General features: G+C 43.6%; 25 protein-coding genes, 3 tRNA genes and 1 pseudogene. 16 read left to right on the top strand and 13 right to left on the bottom strand.

From position 1 onward, the window contains the following. Positions 1-56: 56 nt before the first annotated feature. Positions 57-413, bottom strand: a complete 357-nt coding sequence (gene ndhM, locus DSM107010_RS11690) for an NAD(P)H-quinone oxidoreductase subunit M (RefSeq protein WP_015156433.1) — start codon at positions 411-413, stop codon at positions 57-59. A gap of 110 nt (positions 414-523) precedes the next feature. Continuing rightward, positions 524-1,069, bottom strand: a complete 546-nt coding sequence (locus DSM107010_RS11695; protein ID WP_106168325.1) for a LeuD/DmdB family oxidoreductase small subunit — start codon at positions 1,067-1,069, stop codon at positions 524-526. A gap of 803 nt (positions 1,070-1,872) precedes the next feature. Here DSM107010_RS11695 and DSM107010_RS11700 point away from each other — a divergent pair. Continuing rightward, entirely contained in the window at positions 1,873-2,151 is a 279-nt protein-coding gene (locus tag DSM107010_RS11700) for an Npun_R1517 family heterocyst differentiation transcriptional regulator (RefSeq protein WP_106168326.1), read from the top strand. A gap of 100 nt (positions 2,152-2,251) precedes the next feature. Then, positions 2,252-2,324, top strand: a tRNA-Glu gene (locus DSM107010_RS11705). An 86-nt stretch (positions 2,325-2,410) separates the two neighbouring features. Here the strand turns inward: DSM107010_RS11705 and DSM107010_RS11710 are convergent. The 3 genes and pseudogenes from DSM107010_RS11710 to DSM107010_RS42920 form a co-directional block, all read right to left on the bottom strand. Then, entirely contained in the window at positions 2,411-2,980 is a 570-nt protein-coding gene (locus DSM107010_RS11710; protein WP_015156436.1) for an SRPBCC family protein, read from the bottom strand. A 35-nt stretch (positions 2,981-3,015) separates the two neighbouring features. Next, a complete protein-coding gene (locus tag DSM107010_RS11715) occupies positions 3,016-5,160 on the bottom strand; it encodes a GAF domain-containing sensor histidine kinase (RefSeq protein WP_127023024.1) in 2,145 nt (714 codons plus the stop codon). 447 nt (positions 5,161-5,607) lie between these two features. Further along, positions 5,608-5,940, bottom strand: a pseudogene (locus DSM107010_RS42920) (ribbon-helix-helix domain-containing protein); the annotation flags it as partial. 97 nt (positions 5,941-6,037) lie between these two features. Here DSM107010_RS42920 and DSM107010_RS11725 point away from each other — a divergent pair. From DSM107010_RS11725 to DSM107010_RS38355, 4 genes are all read left to right on the top strand, one after another. Further along, positions 6,038-6,301 (top strand): hypothetical protein, encoded by a 264-nt coding sequence (locus tag DSM107010_RS11725; protein ID WP_015156439.1) that lies wholly within the window; start codon positions 6,038-6,040, stop codon positions 6,299-6,301. Between the two features lie 118 nt (positions 6,302-6,419). After that, positions 6,420-6,962, top strand: coding sequence for an HNH endonuclease (locus tag DSM107010_RS11730; protein WP_015156440.1), 543 nt, complete (start codon positions 6,420-6,422; stop codon positions 6,960-6,962). Then, positions 6,956-7,345, top strand: coding sequence for an alr0857 family protein (locus DSM107010_RS11735; RefSeq protein WP_106168901.1), 390 nt, complete (start codon positions 6,956-6,958; stop codon positions 7,343-7,345). Before DSM107010_RS11730 ends, DSM107010_RS11735 begins: the two co-directional genes overlap by 7 nt. A 103-nt stretch (positions 7,346-7,448) precedes the next feature. Further along, positions 7,449-7,634 carry a hypothetical protein gene (locus DSM107010_RS38355; RefSeq protein WP_146139846.1) on the top strand — a complete coding sequence of 62 codons (186 nt, stop codon included), beginning with the start codon at positions 7,449-7,451 and terminating at the stop codon, positions 7,632-7,634. 186 nt (positions 7,635-7,820) lie between these two features. Here the strand turns inward: DSM107010_RS38355 and DSM107010_RS42190 are convergent, their stop codons facing one another. Beyond that, positions 7,821-7,946, bottom strand: coding sequence for a hypothetical protein (locus DSM107010_RS42190; RefSeq protein ID WP_255410077.1), 126 nt, complete (start codon positions 7,944-7,946; stop codon positions 7,821-7,823). A gap of 147 nt (positions 7,947-8,093) precedes the next feature. Here DSM107010_RS42190 and DSM107010_RS11745 point away from each other — a divergent pair. Together DSM107010_RS11745 and DSM107010_RS11750 are read left to right on the top strand one after the other, a co-directional pair. Continuing rightward, a tRNA-Phe gene (locus DSM107010_RS11745) sits at positions 8,094-8,167 on the top strand. A gap of 222 nt (positions 8,168-8,389) precedes the next feature. Next, positions 8,390-9,565, top strand: a complete 1,176-nt coding sequence (locus DSM107010_RS11750; RefSeq protein ID WP_015156444.1) for an AAA family ATPase — start codon at positions 8,390-8,392, stop codon at positions 9,563-9,565. 16 nt (positions 9,566-9,581) lie between these two features. Here DSM107010_RS11750 and DSM107010_RS11755 read toward each other — a convergent pair whose 3' ends face one another. The 3 genes from DSM107010_RS11755 to DSM107010_RS11765 form a co-directional block, all read right to left on the bottom strand. Next, positions 9,582-9,830, bottom strand: coding sequence for a hypothetical protein (locus DSM107010_RS11755; RefSeq protein ID WP_106168903.1), 249 nt, complete (start codon positions 9,828-9,830; stop codon positions 9,582-9,584). A 7-nt stretch (positions 9,831-9,837) separates the two neighbouring features. Then, positions 9,838-10,710, bottom strand: coding sequence for an S-methyl-5'-thioadenosine phosphorylase (locus tag DSM107010_RS11760; protein ID WP_106168904.1), 873 nt, complete (start codon positions 10,708-10,710; stop codon positions 9,838-9,840). 136 nt (positions 10,711-10,846) lie between these two features. Continuing rightward, positions 10,847-11,224: a hypothetical protein gene (locus DSM107010_RS11765; protein WP_106168905.1), complete on the bottom strand. Its 378-nt coding sequence runs from the start codon at positions 11,222-11,224 to the stop codon at positions 10,847-10,849. A gap of 313 nt (positions 11,225-11,537) precedes the next feature. On the opposite strand from DSM107010_RS11765, the gene DSM107010_RS11770 reads away from it, so the two are divergent. After that, positions 11,538-11,969: a NirD/YgiW/YdeI family stress tolerance protein gene (locus DSM107010_RS11770; RefSeq protein ID WP_106168906.1), complete on the top strand. Its 432-nt coding sequence runs from the start codon at positions 11,538-11,540 to the stop codon at positions 11,967-11,969. A 189-nt stretch (positions 11,970-12,158) separates the two neighbouring features. Continuing rightward, a complete protein-coding gene (locus DSM107010_RS11775; protein ID WP_106168907.1) occupies positions 12,159-12,734 on the top strand; it encodes a DUF981 family protein in 576 nt (191 codons plus the stop codon). Between the two features lie 116 nt (positions 12,735-12,850). Here DSM107010_RS11775 and msrB read toward each other — a convergent pair whose 3' ends face one another. After that, positions 12,851-13,345 carry a peptide-methionine (R)-S-oxide reductase MsrB gene (msrB, locus tag DSM107010_RS11780; protein ID WP_106218586.1) on the bottom strand — a complete coding sequence of 165 codons (495 nt, stop codon included), beginning with the start codon at positions 13,343-13,345 and terminating at the stop codon, positions 12,851-12,853. Positions 13,346-13,601: 256 nt separating this feature from the next. Here msrB and DSM107010_RS11785 point away from each other — a divergent pair, with 256 nt between their 5' ends. Together DSM107010_RS11785 and DSM107010_RS11790 are read left to right on the top strand one after the other, a co-directional pair. Then, positions 13,602-14,399, top strand: a complete 798-nt coding sequence (locus DSM107010_RS11785; RefSeq protein ID WP_106167855.1) for an ABC transporter ATP-binding protein — start codon at positions 13,602-13,604, stop codon at positions 14,397-14,399. Positions 14,400-14,414: 15 nt separating this feature from the next. Then, entirely contained in the window at positions 14,415-15,668 is a 1,254-nt protein-coding gene (locus DSM107010_RS11790) for a glycosyltransferase family 4 protein (RefSeq protein ID WP_106167856.1), read from the top strand. Positions 15,669-15,731: 63 nt separating this feature from the next. On the opposite strand, the gene DSM107010_RS11795 is transcribed toward DSM107010_RS11790, so the two are convergent. Continuing rightward, entirely contained in the window at positions 15,732-17,222 is a 1,491-nt protein-coding gene (locus tag DSM107010_RS11795) for a hypothetical protein (protein ID WP_106167857.1), read from the bottom strand. 965 nt (positions 17,223-18,187) lie between these two features. On the opposite strand from DSM107010_RS11795, the gene bchL reads away from it, so the two are divergent. The 3 genes from bchL to DSM107010_RS11810 all read left to right on the top strand — a co-directional run bounded on the left by bchL (position 18,188) and on the right by DSM107010_RS11810 (position 21,206). Continuing rightward, positions 18,188-19,054, top strand: a complete 867-nt coding sequence (gene bchL, locus DSM107010_RS11800; protein ID WP_106167858.1) for a ferredoxin:protochlorophyllide reductase (ATP-dependent) iron-sulfur ATP-binding protein — start codon at positions 18,188-18,190, stop codon at positions 19,052-19,054. Between the two features lie 34 nt (positions 19,055-19,088). After that, complete coding sequence (locus DSM107010_RS11805; RefSeq protein WP_106167859.1) at positions 19,089-19,658, top strand: DUF5331 domain-containing protein; 570 nt, start codon at positions 19,089-19,091, stop codon at positions 19,656-19,658. 147 nt (positions 19,659-19,805) lie between these two features. Then, positions 19,806-21,206 (top strand): ferredoxin:protochlorophyllide reductase (ATP-dependent) subunit N, encoded by a 1,401-nt coding sequence (locus DSM107010_RS11810; protein WP_106167860.1) that lies wholly within the window; start codon positions 19,806-19,808, stop codon positions 21,204-21,206. A gap of 412 nt (positions 21,207-21,618) precedes the next feature. Here DSM107010_RS11810 and DSM107010_RS11815 read toward each other — a convergent pair. Further along, positions 21,619-21,690: transfer RNA gene (locus tag DSM107010_RS11815), tRNA-Val, on the bottom strand. Between the two features lie 28 nt (positions 21,691-21,718). Then, entirely contained in the window at positions 21,719-21,970 is a 252-nt protein-coding gene (locus DSM107010_RS11820) for a hypothetical protein (RefSeq protein ID WP_041462593.1), read from the bottom strand. Here DSM107010_RS11820 and DSM107010_RS11825 point away from each other — a divergent pair. Further along, positions 21,952-22,584 (top strand): metal-binding protein, encoded by a 633-nt coding sequence (locus DSM107010_RS11825; protein ID WP_015156458.1) that lies wholly within the window; start codon positions 21,952-21,954, stop codon positions 22,582-22,584. The genes DSM107010_RS11820 and DSM107010_RS11825 overlap by 19 nt on opposite strands. Positions 22,585-22,613 lie beyond the last annotated feature (29 nt).

The raw sequence follows: 22,613 nt of genomic DNA on the forward strand, positions 1-22,613 counted from the left end.
ATTTAAAGAAGGGGCGCATTGTGATGCGTCCTTTTAATTATCTATTCCTTACTCCTCTATCGATTATCTTCCACGGCAACTTGTGGCAGTCCCATACTGTAGTTAATCGCCCGACTATTCAAGTTGTAACTAATCCGACCGCTTTGTAGCAGCGATCGAATCAAGTGTTCCAAATCCGAGCCAATGCGGCGTAGATTGTAATCGGTCAAATCCGCGCCACTGTGAGACTCCACCAGTTCGTCAAATTTGCCGTATACCGTTTGTAACGCATCTTCATTCCAAGTTAATTCATTATCGGGGTCAACATCTAGCGTCAACACCTGATTGCTAGGAACGAGTTCGCCATCTTCATTAACTTCCGCAGAGAAAATCCGAACGTGGCGGGTTGTGGACTTAAGTAGCTGCTCTTCCATAAGTAGGGATTCTAACTTGACTTTATGGTATTGAGTTTATTCTATAGGAGTTGGTTGACAGTTGTTGGTCACAAGTCGCAAGTCGCAAGTCGCTGATAACCGATCGCGGACTACCGAGCAGCAATCATTCCAGTCTGACGAGCGTAAGCAAAAATACCACCAGCATCAATTACAGGTTTAATCTCTCCTAGAGATTTTAGAGAATAGGTTTGGTCTAGCGTATGATTGATGATTTGATTTTTGTCAAAGTCAACCGTGACTTCTTGTCCAGTCACGAAGCGATCGCACAGTCGCTCGCCAGACTCCCAAGGATATAATTCGCCTGTAGAAACACAATTACGGAAAAATATTCGCGCGTAAGATTGAGCGATGACTGCTTTCACTCCAGCAGCGCCAAGAGCGATTGGTGCATGTTCGCGAGACGACCCGCACCCAAAGTTTTCTCCAGCGATAATAATTGGATAGCGTGTTTTCATTTCATCGGCAGCAATAAACTTGCCGTAGCGATCTGGTAAGCCAATCATGGCGTAACTACCAAGCTTCTCATACTCATCCGGCTTGGAAGGAACCAGCGTTAAATATTCTGCGGGAATGATCTGATCGGTATCGATATTATCATCAACTACAAAAATTAAACCGCGAACGCAAGTACTCATTAACAGCAGTCTCCAAAGGCTTATACCATGATATTTTACTTATCCTATCGCTGGAAGAGACGAGAGAAAGCCAATCGAGAGTTACGGAGAATTTACCATGACTCACGACTCGCTTCGCGGGAAGACAAATTTTTAACAAGTTATCCTGCCCTAAGCTGCTGAAACAAATTGATGTAATTATTTATACTGATTTGACCGGATGACAAATAAAGTCCAGAATTGACATGGAATGGTTTCAGGTAAAGACCCTTTCCAGGAAGCAGCAGCAATATTACTAATACTACTGTATCCAGATTTGTAAAAATTAAAACTAAACTTTATCCGTAGTGCAGGCGAAATACAAAAAACTATTGAAAGCCTTACAAATTCCTTACACAAACTTTACTGTAATTAATCTTAAAGGTTGAATAATAGTAGTTGTCTCTTAAATCGACTCCTAAATTTTCATCATATAACCTGGGCTGGCACGCGCCGTTTACTGTATCTATGAACGTATAACGAGATCGGTAAATGCAAATACGACATTCTTTACAAAACTACTATCTGCTACTAGCTGGAGCGCGATGCAAGCACTTTTTGCCTAGCAGGAGGTTTGGTAAAAAATACCACAGGAGGGAGACAAGAGCCAAGCACCGAGCATCAGTGGATGGGGAAAGCTACTAGCAATAACTGCTTGGAGATGCTTTCATCAGCATCAGCTAGAGTCTCAACTAAATGTTTGGTAAAGCTAGCGATGCTGAGAGCGATGTATTTCAGACAACTCTACTAGCAACTGCACACCCAATTAGAATTTGTTTAAAGCAATGAATCCTGACGCAGCATCACATCCAAATCGACAGATAGAAGTCGGTGTTTTCGAGTGTGAAATTCATTTGAAATTTCGGCTGATTGAAGAAAATTGTGTTTTGAACGATCGCGAAAAATTATTAGAACTCTTGATTGACGCATTTACAGCGGGTGCAGATGAATACTTAGAGCCTTTGCACTCCTGCGTGAAAACCAAAGAGATCTCTGAGCTAGAAGCCTCTTCCCACATGCGTCGTCAACTGATGCGACTGCGCAATTCTTCTAACCTTACATAGGCTCGATCTGCTAGAGATCGAGTGGAGCGAATTTTTTCTGCTGAAAGTGTTGACAGAACTCGTTAGATTCGCTAACCTAGATAAGGTTGAACTCAGACGCGCCCCCATCGTCTAGAGGCCTAGGACACCTCCCTTTCACGGAGGCGACGGGGATTCGAATTCCCCTGGGGGTATATGAAAGACAAAAGAGGTAGTAAATACTACCTCTTTTGTTTATTTGTGCCAAGACTTTTTCATCTGCTCGTGCGCTCCCTGCTATCTATAACTCCTCAACGCGGCGGCGAATGGCTAGCAGGTTCGATCGCAAATCCTGCCGCAGGCGGCGCTCGACAATTGCTACAGGCATAGTACGCTTGGGCAATACTCGCACTGTATAACAGAGATTTGTGCCTGGATTTTCACATACAAAGTAAGGTTCTAGCAGCCACTTCCCAGAATAAGCTTTTAAATCTCCCTCAACCATGTCGAAATGAATTTCGTGGGGAAATTTTTCTTCTAAATCTAAAACGACTCTGGCAGAAAAGTTGAAACGCAGCAATCGCTGAGTTCCAACTTGCTCTAGACGAATGCCACCATGAGGATGAGCTAGCCGCCGACTCACCGCTAAGTTAGGAATAAAATCGGCTAAGGTATCGTAGGCTGTCAAAACTTGCCACACCTTTTCTACGGGGTGGGAGATCTGAATTTTAGCGGTAATTTGACGTTGACGGTGTGCCAATTCTTCTGTCTGTACTTCCACATCCTCGGCTGAAGATGCAGCATCGATGTCGTCGCCATTGGTATCATCAAGCTCGAAATCGAGATCGGATTCGTCGTACTGTTGAGTCACTGTTCGATGATAATTAAACTGTAGATAGTTAAACTTTAACGAGCAAAGGTCTGTGGTAGGGTAATAGTAAAGCAGGTTGCGTAGGCGGCAGCAGAATCATCGGTCGGATTGCTAGTTACTTCAATATTGCCATTTAAATGCTGTACTAAGCATTTTACTAAAGCGAGTCCCAATCCTGTACCCTGAATGGCTTGCTGTGTCACACCTTGACCGCGCCTAAATTTTTCAAATATATACTTTCTTTCTTCTTCAGAAATACCAGCACCAGTGTTGATCAGTTGTAAAACAATTTGGTTAAGCTGAAGATCGACTTGATGCGTGACTTGCAAAACTACAGTTGTATCTGGGTGAGAATACTTCCCGGCATTGGTTAAAAGTTCTTGAAGAATGCGATCGAACGCTTCCTCGTCTGTTTGCGCTAGTAGAGAAGATTTTGGGATATCTAACTGAATGTTTAATCCTTTATCTACCCAAGTTTGTCTGAAAGACTGAGATAAGGCTTGCAGTTTAACTTTGAGATCTATAGTTTCTAATTTCAGCGGTGCTTGGTTTGATTCAAGTTGCTGAAGCTTGAGCAAGTTAGCAATCAAGTTGATTTCTCGATCGCACTGTTCTTCTAAAATATCCAAATACTTAGCCTGACGCTCTGGAGTAATTCCTTGTTGCCGTAACATCCGAATCGCCAAACTCATGCTAGTTAGCGGTGTGCGTAACTCGTGGCTCATCGTACTGAGGAACTCATCCTTTAACTGATTGAGTTGACGTAGTTGTTCGTTGTGCTTGCGGGTTTTCTCATAAAGTAAACTTTGAACTTCCAGACTGCGCTGGAGTTGCAAAGTCCGGTCGTCTACGAGAGATTGTACCTGACGTAGCGTTTGGTTTTGAATAATTGCCGTCCCAATTTGGGCGCAAACCAACTCTACCAGCGATAATTCTTCTGGATGCCAGTGGCGATCGCCACAGTGTTGCAAAACTAAAAAGCCTAATACTGTCCCTTGGCTTTCGATTGGTAAAATTAAGGCAGCAGGAAATTGCGAAAAATCAAAAATTGGCGCTAAACAAGATGTTAGCTCGCTCAACTGTAGATCGCTTTTACTGGCGATCGCTATTGGTTGCGGTGAATTCACGAGCGCTTGTTGGCACAACCCACATTCGGAAAGCCAAAAAGACTGTTCGGCGCTCTTGCTATGATGCGCTCCACAAGTATATGCTTCTACGTCCTGACACCATTCGCTGGCAATTGTTGCTTTAGCTCTAGGTAGTTTTTCTCTGACTCTGTTTCTCAGTTGTGGCTCGACATACTTCAATAACAGAATCGAGGCGCGACTGACTGCCAAAGCTTGAGCTGTACCCGCGATCGCCATTTGCAGCACTTGATTCAGCTCCATCGAGCTGCGGCTGGCGACTGTGAGTTGATTAAGTAAAGCTTTAGTACGAGCAGCTGTCTGGATTTGCCGTTGTAGAGTAGCGACAGACTGGGCTTGGGCGAGGTGAGCGAGCGCGATTGATAGCGATGTCATGAGTTGTTGAGCTGCATTTGCAGCTAGCTCATCATCCCACTGACGGACATCGTAGCAAAGCAAGCTAATAACGCTAGTGAGCTTATTTTGCTCCCAAATCGGAATTTGTAATACTGCTTTAATTGTAGGTGGGAAGTCTTTATCTTCTGTTAACGCTTCATGGGTTAGAGCATGAAGATTGTCAATTGCCAGCAAGCTAGCTTGAGTGGGAATTGTCGCTGCTAACTTTTGGAGTGGCTGAAGGAGCTTTTGCGGCGAGACGGAGACTGCTGCATTAAAATACCACGAACCCACTACCGATGTTTCTGTGACTCCAGGGGCAAACGTAATTATACAGCCATCTACTTGAAACACTTCTCCAAGTAATTTGGCAATTTGCGTTAGTGCTGTTTCTGAGTCAGAGTGACTCAATGCGACTTGAAGGATCTGTTGTCCCAGTTGAGCTAAGTCTTCTGCTGGCTGCATTCGTGTGAGGGAGATTTTGGGCGATCGCTCTGGTAAGGATGAGTCTGATGAAACAGAAACATTTTTCATCCGTGAGGTGTTTGTAGATGATAACCGGACAACTTCAGTTGATAGCGATTTGAGTGTATCCCTACTCCAGCGGTTGATAGCAGATTTTTTATAAACAGTCCAGTCTTGGCTAACACGCTTTCTCACCTTAGATTACTCCTTCCTACTTAGGATGCCCAAATTAGCCAGAGCGCGACCAAGCAGGTACTAAATTTAAAAAAACTTAGATCGACTTCTACTGCAACAGCAAAATTTGTATTTTCGATTATCTAGATTATCTTGCTTCAAAAATCGCTGGATCGGTATTTTCCCTGATTATAAAAGCTGTGAGTCAGAGGTACTCCGCAGATTCCGTTAGGTAATTTCCCTCTATATCTTAAGTATGCCTTCCGTACCCTTCAGGAGACAGAATATACAGCTTATGGGGGGTAGGGGGATGTAAGAGTGCTGAGGGGGATAAGGGAGACAAGGAGGACAAGGCGGACAAGGGGGACAAGGGGGACAAGGGGGACAAAGAAGTAATTTATTTTGAGTTTTAGCTTTGGACTTTTGACTTCCATTCGCCCCTACTCCCTGCTCCCTGCTCTCTTCATATCCTGCCAAACTTTCCATACTCAAGGGTACTAAGTCGCCGTTGCTGGTAAATCCTAACATCATAGCCTCTTGTGGTTGGATCGTTTGTCCCGTCAAAACGCAGCGTTCCTCTGTTTGTGCTGTCGCTGGAATACTAGCGCGGATATCAGCGCGAGAAAATTTCGGTTTCCAATCACCTGATTTTTGCTGTACGTAATTCCACAGAATATCTCGGATCAAAGCTTGATATCCTTGGTTACCGGATATCTCTTTTAATTTTTCTTTTAATTCCCTCTCTAGACGGATGCTAGTAACTTCCATGTCTGTTGTAGGAATGCGAGTGAGTGTATGCATCATGAATTCTCCTTAAAAGATCTAGACAACTCAGTAATACAAGTGTAGTATCTTTAAAGTAAGGATTAAATAACTCTCTGCATTAGGTATAACTTCAGTGAAACGTTTAGGCTTCATCTCTCCTCTACTGGTTTGCGCCAACTGTCTCGGCAGTTGGGAATCAGTAGCTATGGCGGTGGAGTCTTTGTTTATGGGTGGTGCAGCCAGATTTTGGCGGCTAGGCGATCGCCTCAGTCAAGCACAATCCGCAGAAATTAACGATAATTTTGGCTATGGAAGCATTGAGCTACATTCGTCAGAACCACGAACACAACTAGATAGCGGGAGGTACAGGTATAAAACTGTACCTTTATCAGGGTAGAACCACTTACAGAAATTTCAGCCCCCGCTTCTGAATTAATTAGAAACGGGGGTTTTTGTTTGGTGTTTTTTGTCTAGAAATTTTTGAGGACAACATTTTTTATAGGAGGAGTACGGCTGTGGCAATCGCAAGTCAAGTGTTAGAGCAACCTGTAGTCGTGTTTTCGCAAAATTACTTACCCATCAGTCGCATCAACGTCAAGCGTGCGATCGCGCTGTTGATTCTGGGTAAAGCTGAAGCACTTGATTTTGGGCAAGAGACAGAATTATTTGTGCGATCGCCCAATTTAGTCATGGCTGTTCCCTCCTATATTCGTCTCACGTTTACCAGTACGGAACGAATTTGGAAGATTCCCCCTGTGAATCGCAGGGAAGTGTTACGCAGAGACAATTACGCTTGTCAATATTGCGGTAATAACAAGCGCTTGACAATCGATCACGTCATTCCTCTCTCTAAGGGTGGATTACATACGTGGAATAACGTTGTGGCAGCTTGCGAACAATGCAACCAGTATAAAAGCGATCGCACCCCACACCAGGCAGGAATGTTACTGCACTCTAAACCCAAAGCACCGATTCATCCAACAGTTGCTTTTGCCGAAAAATTCTGGCGCTCGGAGCATCTCCCGCCAGACATAGGAGGAAACTCTATCTCATGCTGAAATTGAATTACACTGAAACTGGTTTTCACTTAGAGCATTTGACTCAATCCTTAGAAGAGTGGGTTGCAATGCGAGCCATATTCGCCCTGCGCGTAGGCGAATCCATTTGCATAGAACCTAGCACAGCTTCATTTCTATTACCTGGGGATTTACCACAGTTGAATTCACTCGCAACCGCGATCGAACGATATGGGACAGATGAAGTTGCATTAGAAAAGTGCGACGCAGAATATGTAGAAATCTGCTTGCAAGGATTTTGGTTAGCATCCGATGCTGAGAATGCCGCAGGCGTGTTTGTCACATCTTTGTCTTACGCGATCGAGTTATTGTTATTTCATTTGTGGCAAGAATCTCAAATGAGTGCTGCAATGAGCGATCGCTAAGCAAGTCAAAAGTTAAAAGTTAAAAGTCAAAAGAATGTCTGTTTAGGGCGCATGGATTTCTTTGTGCGTCCTATTACTGGTAATTGGTAATGGGTAATTGGTAATGGGTAATTGGTGTTCTTCTTTGCGTCTATCTTGTGAGGAACCACTTTGCGTCTTTGCGGCTAACGCTACGCTAACGGCTTCGCCTTCGCTATCGCTAACGCCTACGGCTGATGCGCGACACAAAATCACAGCTATTACTGACACGCGCATACCTACCTTCGGTCGTGCGATCGCACCTGGATAAATAAACTATTAGTACTACCCATCTATACTACAATTCTGTAATACGCTTAAATCCATTTTCTACAAGAGCTACAGCCAATTTCAAAAAAAGTTTCTCCAAACCCTTGACATTTTTGTAATACAATTTGTAGTATATATGTAGTGAGTCGAGAGACAAATCTAATCCCGAAACAATAATGTTTTACATTCACATAATTAATCGAGGTGAAAAGCCTTCAGACTTCCCATGCGATAAATCTGATTCTAATTGCGATCGCACGGCATTAGAATCAGCCCAAAATAAAAATTCTCGCCGCGCAAAAGCAAAAGCCATCGAAATTATGCGTCATATTCAACAAGTTTATTATTTAGAAAATCGATGGTATTTGTAATAGTTAAAAATTCCTTTTTTGAACCTTAAAAATTGAATATTATTACCTATTTTGTGGATTTAGGGGTTCGATTCCCCCACTCTCGTCATCCCCTGGTAGCTCAGTTGGTAGTAGCACCTGTGTGAAGAACAGGAGAGCGTTGGTTCGATTCCAACCTGGGGGGTTGTAGGTTCGAGTTCTACTATCCCCATTTGGCGAAAGTCAAAAGTTAAAAGTTAAAATTCAAAACAAACGATATATGGCAAAAACATTTATGCTGTTAGTAAGAAACAGTATAGCAAAGAAGCAATTAAATTCATTTTTCAATAACTATATTGCTTGGAAAGCAAGACTAAACTGGATTCAGCAAGTTTAGATATATTTTAGCGATCGATGACACAAAAATATGTACAAAAAGCAAAAAGAACCTAACTTAATAGGCGCTGGATGGCAACCCCTAAATAGAGACATCGACCTAAATTATCTTTGGGAAACTTGGTTGAATAATCCGTGGGAAGTATCTCATAAAGCTATGAATGTAGTCAGCTATATTGCTGATGCACTCGGTCGAGAACACTATGCTTGGTGGGCAAATTTTTTAAACTTATTCTACGAAACTACGCGAGAAGAAATTGATGAGTTCTGGAACTTCATCACGCCCGAACCACTTACGCCAGATAATCGATATAGAGATAGTTTATCAATTGAGACACCTGTTGTTAAGTCGGTGACACGCGATTTAATTCCGATTGAACAAGTTCTGTTAAAACTAGAAGAGATTACTATTTTTAGACTCTTAAGTTTTTTAGGTCGTCCAGATCTAATTACGCAGTACAGTACTGGAAAATATTTCTATTACCCACCAGAAAAATTTGTTGAATGGAATAAACTCAAAAGTATTGGTAGTATTTTTGCGTATTGGTCGGAACATGAAATTTGGCTGAGAATCGATCCACTTTATAGTATGGATCGCGATCGCCGTTATACTATAATGGCAAAGAAACTCGCACCATTGGTAAACAAAGTCACTTACGATCTTGCCGTGATGTTAAGTGGCTACCAAAGTCGGATCGGACAAGTTCACAGTCAGTTTGCTATTAATTCTTTTCCGGCTGACGTACAAAGTTTTACTGATGCCGTTCAAGAGAAAGTTTTTACCCAAAACCAATTGGCTGTATTAGTGTATGGTAATCCTGGTACGGGAAAGACAGTTTGGGCGCAAGCCGTAGCAAAAGAAATTCTCGCCCCACTGGGATATATTATTTTTATCCTCGACCACGCGGCTGTAGAGAATTTTGTTCCGCCGAGTTATTTAGAACGAGTTTGCATTATTATCAACGAGGCTGATAACTTAGCTCCCGATCGCTCTACAGAAATCGCACAATCAAATTATAAAACCGAGCGGATTCTCAGCTTACTCGATGGCACGTTATATCAAAGTGTCATTGATGAATCGGGCATTCAGGAGCAACAAAAGTTAGTCGTGTTGATGACTTGCAATACGACAGAAAGATTAGACCCGGCAATGTTACGCAAAGGAAGGATAGATTTGATGTGCGAGTTCGCGCACCAATTTGTGTAACTTATTTACATTTGGCTCAATTCTCAGCAGAATTGAGCCGCTTTGTTACCCAACTCGCCAACCCGCTAATAATCGTTCCAGCCATGAGAATACCGATCGCGGGAGTAAAAACAGGTTGCCACAGCTTATACCATAAGTCTAAACCCAAAGGTAAATGCAAGACGTGACCAGCAACTGCGATCGCCAGCCAGAAGAAAGCAAAGAGGACGAGAAAGAAATCTGCTACTAGGGCAAGATTTATCCATTTGAGAAATTGCTCTTTCATATCAATTTCATAGATATTTCTTCAACAACAGTCCCAACTTTTCTTGAGTTGCCACAGGCACTTTATTTAGGGGTGTAAGAATAGCATACTTTAAAGCGGAGTGCGCTTCTGAGGCAGGAGGATTTTTACTCAAGCGCCGTACCGTTTCTTGAATTACCATTTGGGCATTCTTGGCATTACGTTGCAGGTTAGCAATTACCATCTCGACGGTAACGCTATCGTGGTCTGGATGCCAGCAGTCATAGTCTGTTACTAAGGCTAGGGTAGCGTAGGCAATTTCTGCTTCTCTGGCTAACTTTGCCTCTGGTAAGTTGGTCATACCGATAACCGTTGCACCCCAACTGCGGTAAAGGTGAGATTCTGCTTTGGTAGAAAAGGCTGGACCCTCCATGCAAACGTAAGTTCCGCCACGATGTAGGGTAACATCTGAGAGATTGAGACTGGCGATCGCCTCAGTTAAAATTCCCGCTAATCGATCGCATACCGGATCGGCGAAAGCAATATGGGCAACTATTCCCTCACCAAAAAAAGTCGAGATGCGATTTTTCGTGCGATCGATAAATTGATCGGGTACGACCATATCTAAAGGTTTCGCTTCCTCCTTCAAAGAACCAACAGCAGACGCAGAGATGATGTATTCTACGCCTAACTGTTTCATCGCGTAGATATTGGCACGAAAAGGCAATTCTGAAGGTAAAAGCGTATGATTGCGACCGTGACGGGCGAGAAAGGCTACCCGCGTTCCTTCTATGGTTCCCACAATTAATGCATCTGAGGGCGCACCAAAAGGCGTATCAACTTGCAACTCTTCTACATCCTGAAGTGCTTCCATTTTGTAGAGTCCACTGCCTCCAATGATGCCAATTTTTGCCTCTGCCACGATTTTCGCTCCACGCAATGCCGCAACGTCAGATTATTCTAAGGCAAATAAGCAACAAAAAACCGCTTCAATCAATTTGCAAGATTGTCAAGCGGCTGACCTCTGGAGTATTTAGCTGTCTCCAATATTTGCAGGATTAAATGATTCCCGGTCCTTTGTGGCGTTGGTCGCCTTCTTCAGTCAGCTTGCCTTGTTCGTCTTCATCTAGTGCTTCGACTGTTTGCTGGCGTTCGGCTTCTTCTGCTTCTTTGATAGCGGTGCGATCGCCTGGAGTTTCGTAATACATTTCGGGTTCAACTGCATAGTTATTGGCTAAACCCTCTTGGTCTACAGTAGCACCACCTGTAACATTAAGGCTTTCAGCACCCGCTTGTTCTTCAGCTGTTTCCCGATAATCTTCACCTTCACGATCCATACGAGCTGCTACCTCTGCTGGAATGATGCCCCGATCTGCTGTTGAGGTATCCATCTCGTCATTACGGGTAACTTTTTCTTTAGATCTTGCTTCACTCATGAATTTTTCTCCCAATAGATTTCTTTATTGTTGGGATCGATGCTAAAACTTTCCTTTAGCTAGATGGATCTACCTTTTGGAGAGTTTGTGTCAAATATAAGAATTGAATATCTCTATCTCAAGATGTAATTTGAGTTACATTCCTCAGTAATCTTTAATAGCTCAAAAACTAAAAAATGCAATCTAGCTTAGCTATTTTATGAAGTCACGTCATAGTTTTTGACTGCTGACTCCTAATTTCTGACCTCTTGTTGTCATATTTGCATCATTTTTATACTGAAAACTAGAAGCAAAATATTGGAGGCAAATAACTATGAAGCATGGAGCATTCTTGAGTTTAGCCTTAACAGCAGTTATGGGCGCGATCGCTATTCCTATGTTGCCTAGCTTTGCCCAAGCGCAAAGTACAACTAGAATTGGCGATCTACAACAACGTGCCAGAGGTACAGTCATTTCTGGCGAAGTCGTCAGCGTTGTTGGTAACGATTTCACTCTTAGAGATGGTTCGGGAGAAATTATTGTCGATGCTGGTCCCCGTTGGTGGCGAGAAATTAATCTCAAACCAGGGGAAGAAGTAAGTGTAAGAGGCGAGATCGGCAAAAAAAGTGGCGAGTTTGATGCCTTTTCTATCACTCGTGCTAATGGTTCCACGATTGAAATTCGCCCTGCTGAGGGTCCGCCGCCTTGGGCAGGCAAGCCAAAGCCCGAACGTCTGCCTGCCGCTGCTCAACCAGTAAAACCGTAAAGTGGTACTGCTGTAAAACTAGAGCGATTGGCAGGAGAAATAAAAGAGCAAATAATAAGGGGTGCAGTTATAGTTTGCACCCCAGTTTTGATATAGAGTTTTAAATTTAGAATTGAACTGTTGTTATATAGCTTCAAGACTCTCAGGCTAGATTTCGGAAAATCTACTTTTGGTTGATGAGGTTTATTTGTGTTTATCGATTACATCACGCTGATGTTGATTAATATGGTCGCTGGGTTGTTTTTACTGGCATACTATGTCTATGCTGGCTTGGACGATCCCTACCAAAACAAATGGATTCCTGGGTTTGGAATTACGGGCGCGATCGCACTTACCACTGGATTGCACATGACATTAACCTGGACTGTCAGAGGCAGTTTCAATATTGCATTTGGTGAAACGAGCGTTCTGTTTGGCATCCTGTTTATTGGTACGTCTATTAGTTTGGCTAAAGGCTGGGAGTTAATTACTTTAGCGATTTATGGTTTCTTTGCTGGGCTAGTCGCAATCTTAGTAGGCGTACGCCTGATAAATTTAGGATTGACGAAACAACCTATCCTCTCAGGCATCGGCTTCATTTTGACGGGATTAGCTGGAGTTTGTGCCGCACCAACACTCTGGTACTTTAAAAATAATCGTTTGTGGCGCATCGTTGGAGCAGTCGGATTAATTGCCGCTGCATTAATTTGGGCGCTGACCGGATACATGGCTTATTGGAGTCACTTAGATAGCTTTCAGCAGTGGGTTCCAGCGCCAATGCGGTAGCCTATGCGATCGCTATTAAGACAGACACGAATTTTGTACGGGCGGTTTTTTCCAACAGCTTTGACTCTGATAGATATTTTAGATAAACCCGCCCCTGCGCATACATAGCTGTTCTATCAGCTAGAAATAAAGTTCATTGCCACACCATTCATGCAATAACGCTTACCAGTCGGTTTGGGACCATCCTCGAAGACATGACCCAAATGCCCGCCACAGCGACGACAATGGACTTCAACTCTGGTCATAAACAGTGACTTATCTACAGATGTCGCGATCGCACCTTCAATCGGAGTGAAAAAGCTGGGCCAGCCAGTACCGCTGTCGAATTTAGTCTCCGAGGTAAATAGTGGTAAGCCGCAACCAGCACAGACATATGTACCTTTGCCATATTGCTTATCTAAGGGACTAGTCCTTGCCCGTTCGGTTCCGTGTTGACGCAGGACGCGAAACTGTTCTGGTGTTAATGTTTTGCGCCACTCTGCCTCAGTTTTTTCGATCTCAAATTCATTATTTGCCGTTGCCATATCGTCCGATCTCCAAGGTAGATAACGCGATAACAGCGCCATGCCAACTACTGCTGCACTAGCGTGTAAAAAATCTCGTTTTTTCATCATTTATATATTCTGACCGATGATTTGTATAAGCGCGATCGCACCTCATACACGCTAAGCAAAAACTCTGAGTTCCGGCTGAGATGAAAATTAAAGCCAGCTAAAAATCATTGACTTCTGACTTCCTCCGATCGTTTATCTGTAGAATTGTTGTCAATAGTTCGCAATTAAAACTCAAATCCCGAACCATTAAGGCTGGGACTACGCATTCCTATCTTCTCTATTTGTTAATTCGTCATCGTTAGAGATCGAGCTTATGAAAGGATTGTCAACCAAAAATCTCGCTTTAGCTTACGACGGTACGCCGATTATCCATGACTTGAATTTGGCAATCCCGACAGGACAAATTACTGCTTTAGTTGGTGCAAATGGTTGTGGTAAATCGACGTTATTAAGGGGACTGGCAAGATTACTCAAACCTCGTGGTGGTGCGGTCTATCTCAATAGCACTTCGATTTTGCAGCTTTCTACCAAAGAAGTCGCCCAACAGTTAGGAATTTTACCTCAAGCTCCAGTCGCACCAGAAGGGTTAACAGTACGGGATTTAGTAGCACAAGGGCGTTATCCCTATCAAAACTGGTTGCAACAGTGGTCAGTACAAGATGAGAAGATCGTTCAACAGGCACTCTTGATTACAGATTTGATAGAGCTAGCAGAGCGATCGCTAGACACTTTATCAGGCGGACAACGACAGCGAGCTTGGATTGCGATGGCTTTGGCGCAAGACACGGAGATTTTACTTTTGGACGAACCGACGACTTTTCTCGATTTAGCCCACCAGATAGAAGTTTTAGATTTGTTGTATGAGTTAAACCATCAGGGACGGACAATCGTGATGGTGTTGCATGACTTAAATCAGGCGTGCCGTTATGCCGATTATTTAGTAGCTGTCAAAGATGGTCGAATTTTTGCCGCTGGATCGCCAAAGCTAGTGATGACTGAAGATACGATCCAAGAGGTTTTCGAGCTGGAGTGTCGTATTGTTGCCGATCCAGTTTTGGGAACACCAATGTGCGTACCAATAGGACGTAAGGGCAAGGAAAATAAATTATAAATAAAATTGTTGCTAATGACTACCATCGCTATTATTGCAGGTACATATCAACCCGATCGCTGTGGTACTGCCCACTATACTGCTTACTTGAGACAAGCACTGGCAAAACAGGGGGTGAATTCGATCGTACTCACAACTCAGGCTGCGGCAACAGCGATCGACGACCCTAATGTTAAGGGAGTCGTGACAGATTGGGGATTGTCTCAAATATTATCTCTAGTCCGTGCTGTCAAATCTACTGCTGCCGATCTGCTTCACATTCAACACGCAGCTGGGACGTACTGCTTTCAACGCCCGATTTTTCTCCTACCACCCCTATTACGAATTTTTGGCTACCGAAAACCAATTGTCACCACCGTGCATGAGTATGGTTGGTGGGAATGGCAACCAAAAGGAATTCCACCTCAGTTTTTGGAATGGCTGAAAATGTGGGGACAACAGCGGGGATGGTGGGATCGAGAAGATGGTTTTTTACTCACGGGAAGCGATGCCATTATTACGACTAACGCCGAGGCAGAAAGTGTCATCCTCAAACGAATGCCAAATTATACCGATCGCTTGCACCGAATTGCGATCGCCGCAAACATTACAGTAGTTCCGATCGATCGCCAACAGGCGCGACAGCAGCTACGACAGCAATTTGGTTGGTTGTCAGATAGTTTTGTAGTCGTCTTTTTTGGCTTTGTGCATCCTGTTAAAGGCATCGAGTATTTGTTATCGGCATTTAGGCAAGTTGTGACTCAACAGCCCCTGGCGCGATTGTTATTACTGGGAGGTGTAGAAAGTTTAGCTTTACAGGCAGAAGCAGCGAAATCTTATTGGGATCGGCTGCAACTATTAGTTAAGGAACTCCATCTGAGCGATCGCGTTTCCATGACGGGTTACGTAAGTGGTGAAACAGCTTCTCACTACCTCTCTGGAGCCGATCTGGGCGTGTTACCCTTCAATCATGGCGTGACGCTCAAAAGCGGCTCCTTACTGGCTTTAATGGCGCATGGTTTGCCTGTAATTGCTACTCGCAGCACTCCACCAGATCCCGATTTATTAGCTGAAAATCTGTTGAAACTCATACCAACTCGCAATGACACAGCACTAACCGAGGCTTTGCTCAAACTCATTCCAGATCGAGCGAAATGCGATCGCCTCAGTGCTACAGCCAGTCAATTAAGCGATCGCTTTACTTGGTCTGCGATCGCCAAAGCACACGACAATATTTATCAGCAATTACTAGCAACTAAAAACTCAAAATTTAAAGTAACCACAAGCTAACCCTTTTGCGTCTTAGCGCCTTTGCGCGATCGCTTTTAACAACCTTTAACTGACAACTGATAATTAATGGCAACCAAAGTTATTTGTCACCAGAATAGTTCCCCAGCGAGTTTTCTGAAAAGTCTGAAATTCTGCTCGCCATCGTTTTTGTAACTCAATCGGAAAAACTTGTTCGCCCTTGCCTTCTAAAAAAATCGTGCAGGCTTCAGTTGCCATAGCTTGAAAATCTTGTTGACTAAACTTATTTGCAACATCTGGATTGGGAAAATCAATTCCTGGGGCGCGAAAATAGATTTCAATTGGAGTTCTGACCAGCTGTTTTCCTGCTTCAACAGCAAAGATAGGTTCCATAGTTAGGAGTGGTTCGGGCGTTTTGGTAAGTGCTACAACTGTCTGATAATAACTAGGATTACGATTATTTGTCCATTGCTCGTACAACGAGGGAAATGTATTTGAAAATTGATATGAAAAAAGCAGGATATAAATAATTAACGAGATAAAATTTGCAGCGATCGCACTTAGAGGAAGACGTTGACAAAATTGGTAAATTCCTATTCCTAACCCAAATATACCAAAAGCAAATGCTGGTGCAGCACCTGACATATAGTGAGGAAAGAAGTTTGAAGAAAGAAAGGTGCTAGTTACAACTAAGCCAAGGAATGCTAAAGCGTAAAATCTTAATTTCCTTTGCCAGATAGCAGTATAGATTAGTCCGCCGCAACCAAGTAGATATAAATATATATCTTTTTTAGCTTGTAAAAGAACAAATAACCGCTCGAATCTCCCAGTTGCTTCGCGGTTTATTTGTCCGAATACAATTTGGTCAAGACTGCGAGGAAAAAACACAAAATAGATAAATAAGATAAATATTGCTAGAACACCGAGTAAAAAATATTTTTTTAATTCTCGCGATCGCTGTACTCTTGACTCTTCAGAGTAGCTCATAGCCAAAGCCAGAAAAGAAAAATTTAATAAGTTAGGTAAAAATAGTAACACGGACAAGCCAAATAAGAGAGCTTGTACTATTGGCTTCCATTTCCACTGCTTTTGACAGACCCCTAAATAAAAGAATACAATTAGAAAATTGTTTGCCATTTGTCTAATTGCTAGAAATCGAAAATCCTGAAACATCAGTTCGTGAAATGTCAGGTAAAATAAAATGGCAAGAATGGCGGCTGAAGAATTATCTCGTAACTTTTTACAAGTTAAATAAAAGGGAACGACGGCAAAGCAATTTAAAGCAAGAAATAACAGCCGTACCCAATACATATTTCCGGTTAATTTCAAGACGATGCCACTGTATAGCGGTAACAGCGGCAGATGCCAAAGCGGAAAATCTTTGTGGGGGGCGAGTCCTTCCAACATCAATCGACCCGCTTCTGCATAAACTCCTTCGTCAGTAAATGGAAACGCTGCTAAATGCAAGTAACGGGCTTGTAGGTAGAAGAAAAAGCTGGCAATGCAAATTACTGGCAGAATATGATACCAGCCATAACTAGAGCTGCGATCGCGTAAATCTTCCTTATTTCTTCTAAACCTGAGATTTTGTGGCAAGTGTAGATAGAAATTTAAGTTAGTAGTATCGGCATACAGTAGATTCTACTGCTAGGAGCGAGAATTTGCGATCGCATATCGCATCTATATTTCGTGCCTTTTGAATTTTCGACTACGGCAAAAGAGATCCCCCCAACCCCCCTTTTTAAGGGGGGCTTTTGTTTGTGGCGTTGGCAGGGGGGCGATTTGTTCACACCGTCGGAAGGGGGCTTTTGTTCATACTGTCAGAAGCGGACTTTTATTCCTAGTGTCGAAAGAGGGGCTTTTGTTCCTCCCTTGGAAAGGGGGGCTAGGGGGGATCTGAGTCTATGGCTTGAGAAAATTAATGATTCTTTGTATAAACTGAGCGATCGCTTATTCCCAACCGCTTTCCTTACCAGCTAACTCCATTTTCACAGTGCGATCGCCATAGTTTTGCTATTTGTCTCGTAACGTAGCTCAATTTCAGCAAAATTTAACTCTTCATCAGAGGACACCTCGATCGCCCCGAGTAAGAGGGATTAGGGCGATATTTGCGATCGCCATTACAAGTTTAATAAGTATAAATACTCTAGCTTTGGGACTCGGCGATCGCGATCGTTTCCACAAACAAGTTTATTTGTATTTTGTAACTATTTATATAAAATAAAAACACAAAATTGTTTTAGTAGGATAATTTAAGCTTAAATAGAGTTTTCGGAGGATATTAGAGAAAATATTACTTTTTTAGCTCAGAAATACTGATTTACTCTCTTTTTTATCTGAAGATGCCCTTTCATTTCCCTTGCCCTTGCCAGATAATGACAAGTAATCGAACCAAAAACGGCGATCGGCAAGCTAGTACAGCACGACAGAAATAAATCATCAATAAGGAAAAGTACCAAATGCCCACAACATAGGGCTTTTGATTTTTAACTTTTGACTTTTGACTTCGTGTACTTCTTGAGCCAGAGCCATAACAAAACAACGATAGGAGCCAACCCAACGTGAAACTTGCAGTCTACGGAAAAGGTGGCATCGGTAAATCTACAACGAGCTGTAACATTTCTGTCGCTCTTGCCAAGCGCGGTAAAAAGGTTTTACAAATCGGGTGCGATCCAAAGCACGATAGTACCTTTACCCTGACAGGATTTTTAATTCCCACCATTATCGATACGCTTCAGTCAAAAGACTATCACTACGAAGATGTCTGGGCTGAGGACGTGATTTATAAAGGCTACGGTGGCGTAGATTGCGTTGAAGCAGGGGGACCACCAGCGGGTGCAGGTTGCGGTGGTTACGTCGTTGGCGAGACAGTCAAGCTGTTAAAAGAACTCAACGCCTTTGACGAATACGACGTGATTCTATTTGACGTATTGGGTGACGTGGTATGTGGTGGCTTTGCTGCTCCATTAAACTACGCTGACTACTGCATGATTGTCACCGATAACGGTTTTGATGCCTTGTTTGCAGCCAACCGCATTGCTGCTTCTGTGAGAGAAAAAGCACGCACCCACCCCCTACGATTGGCAGGATTGATCGGCAATCGTACCGCTAAGCGCGACCTGATCGATAAATATATCGAATCTGTACCCATGCCCGTATTAGAAGTATTGCCACTCATCGAAGATATTCGCGTTTCTCGCGTCAAAGGCAAGACTTTGTTTGAAATGGCTGAGTCCGATCCTTCCCTAAATTACGTCTGCGATTACTATCTCAACGTCGCCGACCAAATTTTGGCGCGTCCAGAAGGAGTTGTGCCAAATGACTCGCCAGATCGCGAATTATTTGCCCTGTTGTCTGATTTTTACCTCAATCCCACCAAACCACCTGTTCCAACTCCAGAAGAAGAACTAGACTTGATGATGGTTTGATCGGTCTAGTATTTTTGGATGAGGTGTAAAGTAGATGGCATTTTTCACAGACTTAACGGCATCTTTAAAACAAAAGTGGGTGCAATTCTTTCATGCCAATCATGCTTGGATTGCTAAGCAAATGGAAGTAGAATACGTCACCACGCCCGATGGTGGAAGGCGACCATCTTCTAACCTCATCCTGGGAGTTGTGAGCGCGCTGGAACCGCAATTAGCGGAATTAATGATTCCTTTTACTAAACTCAATCCCGATCTCAATGCTTTGATTGACGTTCTGGAGTTAAATTTTGACCCAGAAAAGATGCAAAGCGATCGCCCGCACAATCCGATGGGAAACCCCCATCCCTCTAATCCTGACACGCAAATGGATGCGCTCATGGGTATGATGGACGATCGCGCCGAAAGCGAACTAGATGCATTATCTACGGGTGATGTCCCTCCTACAACAGCGCAGGCAACTGGGCAAACACCTGACGCAAAAAAAAATTTTAGTCAGTCTGACTTCGGCGATATCTGGGCGGACGAACAGTCTGCGAGTTCTAACCGTCCTAGAGAAGGTAAAACTGGCAACGACGAGATTTCACGTTTATTTCCTGAATTTTAATTGGGGAGTCGGGAGTCGGGAGTCGGGAGTCGGGGAATTTTAGATATTGAATGAATCTTTCCTCCGTTGTCTCCCTTGTCCTCCTTGTCTCCCGTGTCTCTCGGCTCCCCATTCATCCTTTAAATCAGAAGGGGAGAACACCGATTTATGACTTTGGCACAACCGGAAGCACTCAATTTTGAATGCGAAACTGGCAATTATCATACATTTTGCCCAATCAGTTGCGTTGCTTGGCTTTACCAAAAAATTGAAGATAGTTTCTTTTTGGTAATTGGGACGAAGACCTGCGGCTATTTCTTGCAAAATGCTATGGGGGTGATGATTTTTGCCGAACCTCGCTATGCGATGGCAGAACTAGAAGAAGGGGATATTTCCGCCCAGTTGAACGATTATGAGGAGTTAAAGCGATTGTGCGAGCAAATTAAGCGCGATCGCAACCCCAGCGTGATTGTTTGGATCGGCACTTGTACCACCGAAATCATCAAAATGGACTTGGAAGGCTTAGCACCCAAGTTAGAATCCGAGATCGGTATCCCCATCGTAGTAGCGCGGGCAAATGGCTTAGACTACGCCTTTACCCAAGGGGAAGATACAGTTCTAGCAGCAATGGCAGCCCGTTGTCCGAATGAAGCACCTGTAGCCGAGACTGAGAAAAACGAACGCAACGCGATTCAAAAACTGCTCCACTTTGGGAAGAAAAAAGAAGAACTTGCCCAAGAAGAATCTGAGTATGTCAATCATCCGCCACTAGTATTATTTGGTTCTCTCCCCGATCCGGTTGTTACCCAACTTACCTTGGAATTAAAAAAACAGGGGATCAAAGTTTCTGGCTGGCTACCTGCCAAGCGTTACACCGAACTACCAGTTCTAGAAGAAGGGTATTATGTCGTTGGTGTCAACCCCTTCTTATCGCGGACGGCAACAACTTTAATGCGTCGTCGCAAGTGCAAACTCATCGGCGCACCCTTTCCAATTGGTCCCGATGGCACTCGCGCTTGGGTTGAAAAAATTTGCTCTGTATTTGGCATCACTCCCAAAGGGTTAGACGAACGAGAAGCTCAAATTTGGGCAAATTTAGAAGATTACGTGCAATTGATTCGCGGTAAATCTGCCTTCTTCATGGGAGATAATTTACTCGAAATCTCTTTGGCAAGATTCCTGATTCGCTGTGGCATGACCGTACCCGAAATCGGCATTCCATATATGGATAAACGCTACCAAGCGGCTGAATTGGCAATGCTAGAAAAAACTTGTCAAGAAATGGGCGTAGCCTTACCTAAAATTGTTGAGAAGCCGGACAACTACAACCAAGTCCAGCGGATTTATGAGTTGAAGCCTGATTTGGTAATTACAGGTATGGCACATGCTAACCCCCTAGAAGCACGGGGAATCAATACCAAGTGGTCTGTAGAGTTCACATTTGCGCAAATTCACGGCTTTACCAACGCCCGCGATATTCTCGAATTGGTAACTCGACCCCTACGTCGCAATAACAACCTCAAAGACTTGGGTTGGGACAAGTTAGTCAAAGAAGAAGCCAAAATCTAGCACAAAAGTCAAAAGTTAAAAGTTAAAAGTCAAAAGGCAAGCATTTGTAGGGGCGGGTTTTTAGAAGAGATCTGTTCTAGAACCGAGCATTCTGCCTTAAACCCGTCCGTACATCAGTCAAAAGTCAAAATGCCTAAATAAGGTCAGAGCTAGCATTTTAGCTGTCAAGTTAGGCAACTTACAAAAAGTAGAGATGTGTTATGCAACGTCTCTACTTTTTATTTTTTACTCTTATACAGCAATACGGTTCAGTTAAAAGCGATCGATCCTCGAAGATCCCCCCAACCCCCCTTAAAAAGGGGGACATTGTTCTACCTGTTGTTAGGTGGCTAGGGGGGATTGTCTTATCTGAATGGGACAACTTATGGTTGTTGTCCCATAGCAGTTTTGACCTCTATTTTTTGATAACTTATGGGCGATACAAGATTCGAACTTGTAACATCCTGCTTGTAAGGCAGGCGCTCTACCGTTGAGCTAATCGCCCGTGTAGCCGTTTTTCTCACGGATGTTTATCATAGCAAACATCTACGATTTAGATCCAGTTTTTCCAAAAATTTTTTGTTTGCCACAAACCATTCTCCCTTGTCTCCCTTGTCCCCCTTGTCTCCCTTGTCTCCCTTGTCCCCCTTGTCTCCCTTGTCCCCCTTGTCTCCCTTGTCCCCCTTGTCTCCCTTGTCCCCCTTGTCTCCCTTGTCCCCCTTGTCCCCCTTGTTCCAATTACGAATAATTAACCCAAAACAAGCCCATGCCCTCTGGTCAAACACACGATCGCATCACTCTCTGGAGTTTACCTGTAGTTGCCGGGATCGCCTTCGGACAAACTCAGAGCGGCAATATTACATTAATCTTATCAGGGGCATATTTATTCAGCGGGCTGATGTTTGGTCCCGACTTGGATCTCTACTCTCGACAGTACCAGCGTTGGGGTTACGCGCGCTGGATTTGGATACCTTATCAAAAAACCGTCAAGCACCGTTCCATACTGTCTCACGGATTCGCGATCGGCACGATCCTACGCCTCATCTACCTTGCTATCTGGTTAAGTATTTTAGGACTTTTCTTTTTGGGAATTGCTCAATTTGTGTGGAATGTGGGATGGCACTGGCAGACCTGGTGGGAAACGGTCAAGCGATCGCTAACTCACCATACCACCGAATGGATCGCGCTCTGTCTCGGACTAGAATTAGGAGCGATGAGCCACGTTATTAGCGATTGGAGCCATTCTACCTATAAACGCCAGCAGAAACAAAAAAACCGCAATCTCCCACCGCAACGTGGCAAAATAGTCAGAAAAAAGGAGACAGGAGATAGAAGAGAGCTGAGGGAGCCCAGGGAGCTGAGGAAGCTGAGGGAGCAAAGGAAAAGTCGTAAGTCGTAATTTGCTCACCAACTACCAACTACCAACTA

The sequence above is a fragment of the Chroococcidiopsis cubana SAG 39.79 genome (genome assembly GCF_003991895.1).
Classification (GTDB): domain Bacteria; phylum Cyanobacteriota; class Cyanobacteriia; order Cyanobacteriales; family Chroococcidiopsidaceae; genus Chroococcidiopsis; species Chroococcidiopsis thermalis.

Coding starts and splice junctions, on each gene's coding strand:
- ndhM (WP_015156433.1), bottom strand. CDS start 413: ATGGAAGAGCAGCTACTTAAGTCCACAACCCGCCACGTTCGGATTTTC.
- DSM107010_RS11695 (WP_106168325.1), bottom strand. CDS start 1,069: ATGAGTACTTGCGTTCGCGGTTTAATTTTTGTAGTTGATGATAATATC.
- DSM107010_RS11700 (WP_106168326.1), top strand. CDS start 1,873: ATGAATCCTGACGCAGCATCACATCCAAATCGACAGATAGAAGTCGGT.
- DSM107010_RS11735 (WP_106168901.1), top strand. CDS start 6,956: ATGCTGAAATTGAATTACACTGAAACTGGTTTTCACTTAGAGCATTTG.
- DSM107010_RS38355 (WP_146139846.1), top strand. CDS start 7,449: ATGGGTAATTGGTGTTCTTCTTTGCGTCTATCTTGTGAGGAACCACTT.
- DSM107010_RS42190 (WP_255410077.1), bottom strand. CDS start 7,946: ATGGCTTTTGCTTTTGCGCGGCGAGAATTTTTATTTTGGGCTGATTCT.
- DSM107010_RS11750 (WP_015156444.1), top strand. CDS start 8,390: ATGTACAAAAAGCAAAAAGAACCTAACTTAATAGGCGCTGGATGGCAA.
- DSM107010_RS11755 (WP_106168903.1), bottom strand. CDS start 9,830: ATGAAAGAGCAATTTCTCAAATGGATAAATCTTGCCCTAGTAGCAGAT.
- DSM107010_RS11765 (WP_106168905.1), bottom strand. CDS start 11,224: ATGAGTGAAGCAAGATCTAAAGAAAAAGTTACCCGTAATGACGAGATG.
- DSM107010_RS11770 (WP_106168906.1), top strand. CDS start 11,538: ATGAAGCATGGAGCATTCTTGAGTTTAGCCTTAACAGCAGTTATGGGC.
- msrB (WP_106218586.1), bottom strand. CDS start 13,345: ATGAAAAAACGAGATTTTTTACACGCTAGTGCAGCAGTAGTTGGCATG.
- DSM107010_RS11785 (WP_106167855.1), top strand. CDS start 13,602: ATGAAAGGATTGTCAACCAAAAATCTCGCTTTAGCTTACGACGGTACG.
- DSM107010_RS11790 (WP_106167856.1), top strand. CDS start 14,415: ATGACTACCATCGCTATTATTGCAGGTACATATCAACCCGATCGCTGT.
- DSM107010_RS11805 (WP_106167859.1), top strand. CDS start 19,089: ATGGCATTTTTCACAGACTTAACGGCATCTTTAAAACAAAAGTGGGTG.
- DSM107010_RS11810 (WP_106167860.1), top strand. CDS start 19,806: ATGACTTTGGCACAACCGGAAGCACTCAATTTTGAATGCGAAACTGGC.
- DSM107010_RS11825 (WP_015156458.1), top strand. CDS start 21,952: ATGCCCTCTGGTCAAACACACGATCGCATCACTCTCTGGAGTTTACCT.